This window comes from Enterococcus sp. AZ089, assembly GCF_050547225.1.
Lineage (GTDB): Bacteria > Bacillota > Bacilli > Lactobacillales > Enterococcaceae > Enterococcus_D > Enterococcus_D entomosocium.
Map to the genome: position 1 here is coordinate 3663715 of NZ_CP172954.1, position 8786 is coordinate 3672500.

Annotated in this window: 8 protein-coding genes (1 of these 8 running past the window's edge); all 8 read right to left on the reverse strand. The window is 43.6% G+C overall.

All coding sequences use genetic code 11. The annotated features are described in order from the left end of the window. Positions 1 to 11: 11 nt before the first annotated feature. Positions 12 to 2042 carry a BglG family transcription antiterminator gene (locus IGJ01_RS17010; RefSeq protein WP_061053509.1) on the reverse strand — a complete coding sequence of 677 codons (2031 nt, stop codon included), beginning with the start codon at positions 2040 to 2042 and terminating at the stop codon, positions 12 to 14. After that, a complete protein-coding gene (locus tag IGJ01_RS17015) occupies positions 2023 to 3771 on the reverse strand; it encodes a PTS sugar transporter (protein ID WP_061053510.1) in 1749 nt (582 codons plus the stop codon). The genes IGJ01_RS17010 and IGJ01_RS17015 overlap by 20 nt, the downstream gene beginning before the upstream one ends. Before the next feature lie 69 nt (positions 3772 to 3840). Next, positions 3841 to 5172: an NlpC/P60 family protein gene (locus IGJ01_RS17020; RefSeq protein WP_061053511.1), complete on the reverse strand. Its 1332-nt coding sequence runs from the start codon at positions 5170 to 5172 to the stop codon at positions 3841 to 3843. A 185-nt stretch (positions 5173 to 5357) separates the two neighbouring features. Then, positions 5358 to 5867: a rod shape-determining protein MreD gene (gene mreD, locus IGJ01_RS17025; protein ID WP_005232950.1), complete on the reverse strand. Its 510-nt coding sequence runs from the start codon at positions 5865 to 5867 to the stop codon at positions 5358 to 5360. 2 nt (positions 5868 to 5869) lie between these two features. Then, the gene (gene mreC / locus IGJ01_RS17030; RefSeq protein WP_005232949.1) at positions 5870 to 6727 is read right to left on the reverse strand and encodes a rod shape-determining protein MreC; all 858 of its coding nucleotides are present in this window, start codon (positions 6725 to 6727) and stop codon (positions 5870 to 5872) included. Positions 6728 to 6869: 142 nt separating this feature from the next. Further along, entirely contained in the window at positions 6870 to 7502 is a 633-nt protein-coding gene (locus IGJ01_RS17035; RefSeq protein WP_086316712.1) for a thiamine diphosphokinase, read from the reverse strand. After that, positions 7503 to 8156, reverse strand: coding sequence for a ribulose-phosphate 3-epimerase (gene rpe, locus IGJ01_RS17040; protein ID WP_005232947.1), 654 nt, complete (start codon positions 8154 to 8156; stop codon positions 7503 to 7505). It lies immediately after the preceding gene. A 9-nt stretch (positions 8157 to 8165) separates the two neighbouring features. Continuing rightward, positions 8166 to 8786, reverse strand: the 3' portion of a protein-coding gene (gene rsgA / locus IGJ01_RS17045; RefSeq protein WP_005232946.1) for a ribosome small subunit-dependent GTPase A. The gene runs 264 nt beyond the window's last position; 621 of the gene's 885 nt are visible here — the last part of the coding sequence; its start codon lies off the right edge, out of view; it ends in the stop codon at positions 8166 to 8168.

The following is an 8786-nucleotide window of genomic DNA, read 5'->3' on the forward strand; positions in this document are numbered from 1 at the left end:
GCTGATCCCTCCTATTGTTTTACTTCTTCAATCAAGAGCGAAGAGAGTAACTGATAAATAATCGAATCATTGCCGGAATTAAAAATCTCCGTATTTAGATCATTCATAATGATCGAACCACTGATCTTCCCTAACATCTGAGAGCTTGTTTCATTGATAGGATAGGGCGCCAGCATGACTAATAAACGGGTAACAGCGATTTCTTTTTTATCCATCGCTAGAAGTGGCAGCGGCTGTTTCAAATCGAAAATACGAAAAACAGGTTGCAGGATCGCCGAACTCGCCGCGTGAAACAAGGCAAAGTGGGTGTCAGGAATGCCCACTGGCGCTTGGAAGTAGCGCCTTAAGAGACGATCAACAACTTTCTCACGATCTAAAACAACATGTGCATCAAAAGACGTCAGCACCAGCTGCAACGTTTCTTCCAAGTCCGCTGGGTTATCAATCGCCTGCACTTGAAACAGCGCCAATAGCTGGTTAATAGCTTCGATAAAAGCCAAGACCGCTTCATAGGATTCCTCTTTGACCAAAGCAGAGGGCGCTTTTTTGGCGGAACGTTTTTTCTGACTAATGGCTTGGAAGGCCTTCTTCAACTCTTGAATGTCTTCTTCTAGCAGGATCGGTGAAACGAGTTTGTACTCTCCTTGATACCCTGGCAGCAATGAAGTCGAGATCACCAAGTCATAGGTCTCCTCGATATTTTCCCGTTTGACATCCCCCACTCGAAAGAAGGTGATTTGATTGATAAAGGGAAAATGTTTCCGCAGCTGCATCTCTAACAAACTGATGGAGGCTAATCCGCTAGGAGAGATCCCTGCAATATTGACTTCTAACACTTTCGGATTTTTTTCCAACGAATTGGCAAAATGCAGGACCATATAGGCAATTTCTTCTTCCGAGAACTGCTGCTGCGGAAAGACTTGCGGCAGATGATTGCGAATCCCGCTGGCAATCTCGACATACTGGTTCATGATTTTTTCTAGGATAGGGTTGTTCAAATGATCTTCTTCTAAAATAGCCCGCGTCATTACTCCTGAGATATGGGTCAGCAGCATTTTATACAAGTTCGTGTCTTCATAAAACGCCACTTCCGTTTGCTCACTGACCAATTCGATCAAGCGTTTTACACGATAAGCCAAGTCGGTATCAAAATTGTCATCAAAAAAATCACGGTCAAAGGAATTGGCAAAATCACCTAGTAACACGGCAAAAAAGACGATTTCGTTGATGGAATAAAGCAGTTTGGTCTTTTCGGCGATCTGAGCAAAAATCTTTTTCGCCACCTTCAGCAAGTCTTTGTTGATCTGACTCGGGTACGTCTCTTCTTCCACCGTATAGCCCAAAGCTACCCGATCCATGGCTAGCGCCAGCATCAAGACGATAAAGGCTAATTTGCGGTCACTAAGTTCCTTGAATTGGGGTTCGATGGTTTCCCGAATCAACCGCTGGGCTAGCAATAGATGGTCGCGGGACAGAAATTGAAAAATAAACGGGGCTTCATCATCGGTTTCCAGTAAATGGAAAAATTGGTATTCATTGATCTCCATCACTAGTGTATTGGCTGTGAGCAACCGCCGATACTTTTCGGAGCCTTCGATCTCATACCCTTGATTGCGCACGATCCTTAACGGCAGCCGTGCGAGACTCTCTTCAAGCTGTTTGATGTCTGAAAAAAACGTCGTATTGCTGATTTGGTAACGCTCCAAGAAAAAATGACTGGATACAGGCTTCGTGGCGGTAGTCAGTTGCAACAAAATACGGTGTTGCCGCTCACTAGCCGCGAATTCTTGATCGGTATCTGCCATAATGGCTTCTTGTAATTGGCGAATGCTCGTTTCTGATGCAAAAATTTGGAAATGACCACGACCGACCTTCTCTAAGGTAGCATCTACTGTTTCTAAGGATTTTTCTAGATTAGCCAGTTCACGGTACACCGTTCGTTTACTGACTTTTAAGACTTGCATCATGCGATCTAAAGAAACCGGACCGGTACTATTCATCAATTCCGTTAATAAAAGTGTTTCACGATTGGTCAAAAACATAGTCGACTCCTTCTGTCAGTAACTGACGATACGCATCTGTCGTCAATAAATCATCCACCACCAGTAAAGAAACATCTGGGATCGGGCACTTTTTTGCAAGTTCTTTCGGGAGGATATAGACTGCCGTAGGATCAAGAGCTTGTCCTTCATATGCCATTTTTTTGATGGTCAAAGACAGCGCTTGTTGGCGGGCCATTTTTCTTAGTATCTCCACTGCCATCGTTTGTGAACCGCGTTTTTTTCCAGTATACAAAAAGATGATCGTTGAAAACCCTAGCGAATTTGCTGCTTCGATTTGTAACGATTGTTGCGGATCCTGTTCTCTTCTTTGTAATTCTTGGATCAGCGGAGCATACTCATCTGCCGCCAAAAAATTATCTAGCACATAATGCTGTGCGTGTGGTGTCTGCTTTTGGGCAATAGCTGCTAATTCCCGTTGGGTGATCACTAACAGCTTGGGATCATCCGTCACACGATAAATCGACTGATAGCGGACAGGAAACGTTAGCTGGGCTTCTTGCAACTGTTTTTTTAGTATGCTGGCACCAATCGCACTGGACCCCATCCCTGCGTCACAGGCCACGACGATCTCCGTGACTTTCTTCATTTTCGGCATCTTACGCTCCTCATTTTCTGTATTGGTCTTCCGTTTTAATAGCACACTAGCGATCGCAAACGATACGACCGTACTGACGACAATCCCAGTTAAGACACCAAGGATCATAGAAGCCGGTGTATTGAGTAAAATCGCCAAAATCGAGCCCGGGGACGCCGGTGCTCTCAAGCCTACTCCTAAAAATTGGAAGATCAGTGTACCGCTGAAACCACCAACGATCGGACCGAGCAACACCCAAGGATCGAGCAGAACAAACGGGAAATAGACTTCATGAATCCCACCAATAGCCTGCACAAAAATGGATGCTGCGGCATTCGTTCGGTTTCGCTTTGAACCAAAGAAAAGATACGCCGCTAAGACCCCTAATCCCGGACCGGGGTTGGCCTCGATCAAAAATAAAACCGACTGACCGTTAACTGCCGCGGCTTCGATTCCTAGCGGCGTAAATAGTCCATGGTTGACAATATTATTAAAAAACAAAACCTTCAATGGTTCTACAATGATATGAATAAAGGGCACGACGTTTTGCCGAACGAAATAATCAACGAGCTGATAGCTGCCGAGACTGAACCAATTAAAAAGCGGCGCCAATAGAAAGTAACTGCCTAAAAAAAGGAGTCCGCCAAACGCACCTGCAATAAAATTGCGCACCAGCATCTCATAGCCACTTTTGACTTTGCTCACGATCGAATCACTGCAGTACAATAGCCAGCCCGCTAGCGGTCCCAGCAGCATCGCCCCAAAGACCTGGGGAATATCGGTTGCGAGAATAGCCCCTAAGACCGCCACTGCTCCTACGACCCCACCGCGTTCAGGCGCCAACATTTGCCCACCTGTATAAGCAATCATGAGGGGCAGCAACACAGTCAAGACCCCTTGTTCCATTTGCTGGATCACTTGTTGATCGACTGAGAAAAAAGGCAACAGGAATGAAATCAGCATCCACGCAATAAAAATACTTAAATTCGGCATCATCATGCGAGAAAGATAATTCGTATAAAACTTAACCGTTATCATTTTTTCTCTGGAAGACGAGGTCTTGTTCATTTTATCCGCTTCCTTTCTCTTCTCTATTATAAGATGTTCTGGCAAGACTGAAAACAAAAAAAGCATACGTTTTTTAAAACAGAAATCAAAAAAAGCTGACGTAAAACGCCAGCTTTTGAAATAGCTTCAATTGATTTAGTTTACGCGCACCGCGAAATCTGGTGAGTAATAAGAGTAACTGCTGACAGAAACATTTTGACCAGGTGTTGGTGCATGAACGTATTGTCCGTTACCCATAGCGATCGCCACGTGGTGTGTGCTTCCGCGGCTACCCCAGAATAACAAGTCACCGGCTTTTGCTTCGTTGATCGAAATTACCGTACCGGAAAATTCTTGTGCGTAAGTTACCCGTGGTAATGAGATCCCAACTTTAGCAAATACATATTGTGTAAAGCCAGAACAGTCAAAGCCGTCTGGTGTCGTACCACCCCAAACATAAGGGGTACCAATGTATTTCATTGCTTCTGCTACGATTGCTGAACCATTGACCGTTTGTGCGGGTGCAGGAGTACTGCTTGAACCGTTGCTGCTATTATTTGATCCTTGGTTGTTATTGCTATTGTTATTATTGGCAGGTGTCGATGGGGTCGTATTTGCTGAACCGCTGCCTTGTGATGAACTGCCTTGCGTAGTATCAGTCGTCGTACTAGAATTTGTTGTGGCGCTTGATGTCGTTGAATTCGACGTTGAAGATTCGCTTGCTGCCGCTTCTTGAGCCGCTGCTTCTTGTGCTGCTTGTTCACGAGCTGCTGCTGCCGCCGCTTCTTCTGCAGCGATGCGAGCTTGTTCTGCTTCGTATTCTTCTTTTTGTTTTTCTAAATCAGCTTTTTCATCTTCTTTAGATGCTTGTTGAACAGCCAATTCCGCTTGCAAAACATTCAAATCAGCTTGTTTGGCTTGTAGATCCCCTAATTGTGTTTCTAATTCAAATTGGTTCGCTGCGATCTCTGCCAATTTATCGTCGTTTTCCGCTTTTTTCGCTTCAACTGCTTCTTGGTCTGCCTTTTGTTGATCTACAAGATCTTTGTTAGCATTGACGATCGTCGTCATTGCTTGCACACGGCCAATAGCATCTGTTAAAGAGTCAGCTTCTAATACTGCATCAATAAAGTTCGTGCTTTGTCCATTGACTTGAACATCACGAGCTTGTTTTTGGATCGCTTCTTCACGCTTTTCGATTCTGACTTTCAAATCGGCAATTTCTTGCTTCAACTTTTCAGAATCCGCACGCAAATCCCCTTGTTGTTGCAACAAAGTTTGGGCTTTTTCATTGATTGCAGTCACGTCGCTTTCAAGTGCTGCTACTTGTGACTGGATGCTCGCTTGCTGGTTTTGCAAGTCAGAGATCTCTTGATTTTTTTCTTCAATTTTATTGTCAAAATCTGATGCAAAGACAAGTGTCGGTGCTGCTGCAGAAGTAAGAACAATTGAACTTACTAACAATAAAGATAAAATTCGCTTTTTCACTCTTCATTCCTCCGGCTGTTGCTTCCCCTAATATGGTTTTTTTATGTATAAATGCTTAAGAATACCTAAAGTCCTTCACGATAGTGTGATTGTAACACAGCCGTATGTCAGAGAGATAAAAGGAATATTACAAAAACATTTCAATCGCTGTTATTTTTATACAGTCAAACGCAAAAAAAATGAAGCTATTCGTCTTTGAATAGCTTCATGAATGGAATGACTAAAAGGATAAACAAAAGGATGTTCAATAAAAGCGTTGGTGCTAGAAAGCGGGAAACAAAGAATGACGTGCTAACTGATGCGATCTTAAACAGCAATTGAACCCCCAATGTCACAACTTCTAAGCTTGTAACAAAGATGATCATTCCGAAAAACATGGTAAATACATTTTGATAAAGCGTATTTTTCAAAATATACATGATCCATACGATCAAGGGAAACGCCACCGTGTAGATGCCGATCACACCGACATAATACACGTCATAGAGACAGCCGATCACCAGCGCCGTGGTAATCAAAAAGTTTTTCGGCAAATACTTCGCGCCACATAAAAGAGCGATCAATAAAAGATGCGCACTGGCGATATAATTGTCTTGGGTCCATTTTTCCAAAAAACGCGTCAGTTGTCCATCTGCCAACATCATCAAAAAGAAGACGCCCGCTGCCAGGTATTTGATGTAGTCATGCTTTTTCATGGCTATTCCTCACCTGCCAAGCGTTTGATAATCGTTACTGCTTGAATATCATACATTTGGGCATACGGTTTTACAAATACTTGGGTATCAAGACCAAACTCATCTTTGGTGGTACGGATCACTGTTCCGATCGCTAAGTCGGCGGGCGAGTTTCCTCCTAATCCAGAGGTCTGCACGACATCGCCTTCCTTCAGCTCATTGTCCCCCGTCAATTGGGTAATGACTAAGGAACGTTCTTTTTGATCGTAACTACTTAGGATCCCAAAGTTTGACCCATCTTCGCCGCTGATCCGAACCGGATAGTGGTTGGAATTCTGGTTTTCAGAAGTCAAAAGTTCAATTTTAGAAGAAGCTGCATTGACCTCAATGACACGACCAATCAAGCCTTTTTGCGACATAACTGCCATGTTGACCTCAACACCATCTCTTGAGCCGCGGTCCACGATCAGCATATCTTGCCAAGTATCAGGTGACCGATTGATGACATTGGCGGAGATCCGTTCATAATTCGTCAAGGTTGCATTCAGCTCTAGCTCTTCTTTCAAGGCATCGATTTCTCTTTGCGCATTGTCCTTCGCTTGTTCCAGTTCCTCAAAACTGTCCAATTTCTCTTTTAAACGTTCATTTTCTTCATAGGTCACAAACAAATTTTTGACTGAATTGGCACCATTTTCGATCCAACGAAAAGGAGCGGTAATCATTTTATCGATAAAGCCAACGGAGTCATTGACCGTAGATTGCACGGCATTGGTGGAGTTTCCCGCTGCTCGGCGGGCGATCGTCACGCTTAATACGGTGACAACTAAAATCACAATAATCAATGTGATGATAATATTTTTATTAGGATTAAACTTTTTCACAAAGACACCTCAAATAATTCCAAACTGTAGTTCCAATTTTACCATTAATACCCTGCAAACAAAAGCTAAGTTGTCCGTCTTAATGTTTTTTTTGTAATTAAGTTTCTGAAATTTTCAACAAAAAAAAGAGACGTTCCGTCTCTTAATCACAACTTTGAATGACTGCTATCATCCCGCTGCTAAAGGAAAAACCTGCTGTTTGTGTCAGAAATTCATTGCTAGCATAAGAAGTTGGGTACGGTACTTGGACGTTTTCTAATAAATACTTGCTACCTGTTAACGTCAAATCTGTTACCGGCGTCAAACAGCAATACGCCAAATACTGCATCCCGGGTTCTTTTTCCAATTGATAGGTGCCTGGTAAAAAGAACTGAACGACATTTTGACGATCTAAAAAACGCAGATTTGGGGCAAATGGACGAAACCGATCTTCTAAAACTAACCACAGATTGGCTAAAAGATGGTCAAGGCGTCCCCCCGTTGCACCAATCACGTCGATTTGCGCTTCTGAATAAAGACGCAACGTCTCAACCAATGCCAATTGAGTATCTGTATCATCTTTTTCAGCAGGGGCTTGGATCACTGTCTTAACTTGTTGTTTGACCGCTTGCAGTTCTGCTGCGGTCAGGGAGTCGAAATCACCGATTGCCAGATCGACTGGCCGTTGGTGCTGAAGCAAAAACAGGGCCCCACGATCAATTCCAATGTATTTATCATACGCCATCAACTGTGGCCAATTTTCAGGACTTCCACCTGCCGCTAACAAAATCTTCATTTATTGCAAAGCTTCTTTCAATGCTCTGATTTGCGCCGCAGGTTCATCGGCATCGTAAATATAGCTTCCTGCTACAAAGACATTTGCGCCTGCTTCCAGGCAGCGTTTGGCTGTCTCAGGAACGATCCCGCCATCTACTTCGATATCATAATGGTAGCCTTTTTCTTCTTTTAAAGCAGCCAACGCCGCAATTTTTTCCAGTGATTCTTCAATAAAGGATTGCCCACCAAACCCTGGATTGACCGTCATAACTAACACTTGATCACACATAGATAAAACATGTTCAATGGCTGAAACTGGTGTACCTGGGTTGATGACGATTTCTGCTTTGACATTTTCTGCCACAATCATTTGGATCGCACGATGGATATGAGGCGTTGCTTCCGCGTGGATACCAATGATATCTGCTCCAGCTTCCGCGAAGGCATGGATATACTTTTCTGGCTCGGTGATCATTAGATGAACATCCAACGGCAGCTTGGTAACTGGGCGAATCGCTTTAACGATGTTTGGGCCTAAGGTAATATTAGGAACGAAATGACCGTCCATCACGTCTACGTGAATGTAATCTGCGCCATGGCGCTCTACCAGCTCAATGTCTCTTTGAAGATTTGCAAAATCGGCACTTAAAATAGATGGTGCTAGTTTCATCATGCTTTTCCCTCACTTTTTCTTCTTTTTATAAACCGGACGTCGGTTTTCAATCTCTTCTAAAAATTGCACGTAGTTTTTGTAACGAGTTTCAGCAATCTCATTTGCTGCAACTCCCTGTTTAACTGCACAATCAGGTTCATTGAGGTGCATACACTCCCTAAAGCGGCAGTTGGAAGCTACTGCTAAAAAATCAGGGAAGAGCTTTGGTAACTCTACTGCTTCGATTTCCAGAAAATCGATCGAACTAAATCCTGGTGTATCGGCAACCAATCCATCACAAATCGGCAAGAGCTCCACATGACGGGTCGTATGTTTCCCCCGTCCGAGAGATTCTGAGATCACTCCTGTTTCCAATGCTAATTCCGGGACGATTCGATTCAATAGCGTAGACTTTCCAGCACCAGATTGCCCCATAAAAACGGTGATCCGCTCAGGGAAGTACCGTTGAAGTTCCAATAGATCTTCGCCTTCTGCTTTTGACGTGATCACGTGGTAGCCAATTGCTTGATAGGTCTCCTCAATTGCTTTCATTGCGGCAAGATCTTTCACAAGATCCGCTTTTGTCAAAAAGATGATCGGTTCGATCCCCTCATACTCTAAGGTCACTAAAAAGCGATCCAATAGATTATA

Excerpts from the sequence above, each read along its gene's own strand:
- IGJ01_RS17015 (WP_061053510.1), bottom strand. The coding sequence starts at position 3,771 with ATGCTTTTTTTGTTTTCAGTCTTGCCAGAACATCTTATAATAGAGAAG.
- IGJ01_RS17035 (WP_086316712.1), bottom strand. The coding sequence starts at position 7,502 with ATGAAGATTTTGTTAGCGGCAGGTGGAAGTCCTGAAAATTGGCCACAG.
- mreD (WP_005232950.1), bottom strand. The coding sequence starts at position 5,867 with ATGAAAAAGCATGACTACATCAAATACCTGGCAGCGGGCGTCTTCTTT.
- rpe (WP_005232947.1), bottom strand. The coding sequence starts at position 8,156 with ATGATGAAACTAGCACCATCTATTTTAAGTGCCGATTTTGCAAATCTT.
- IGJ01_RS17010 (WP_061053509.1), bottom strand. The coding sequence starts at position 2,042 with ATGTTTTTGACCAATCGTGAAACACTTTTATTAACGGAATTGATGAAT.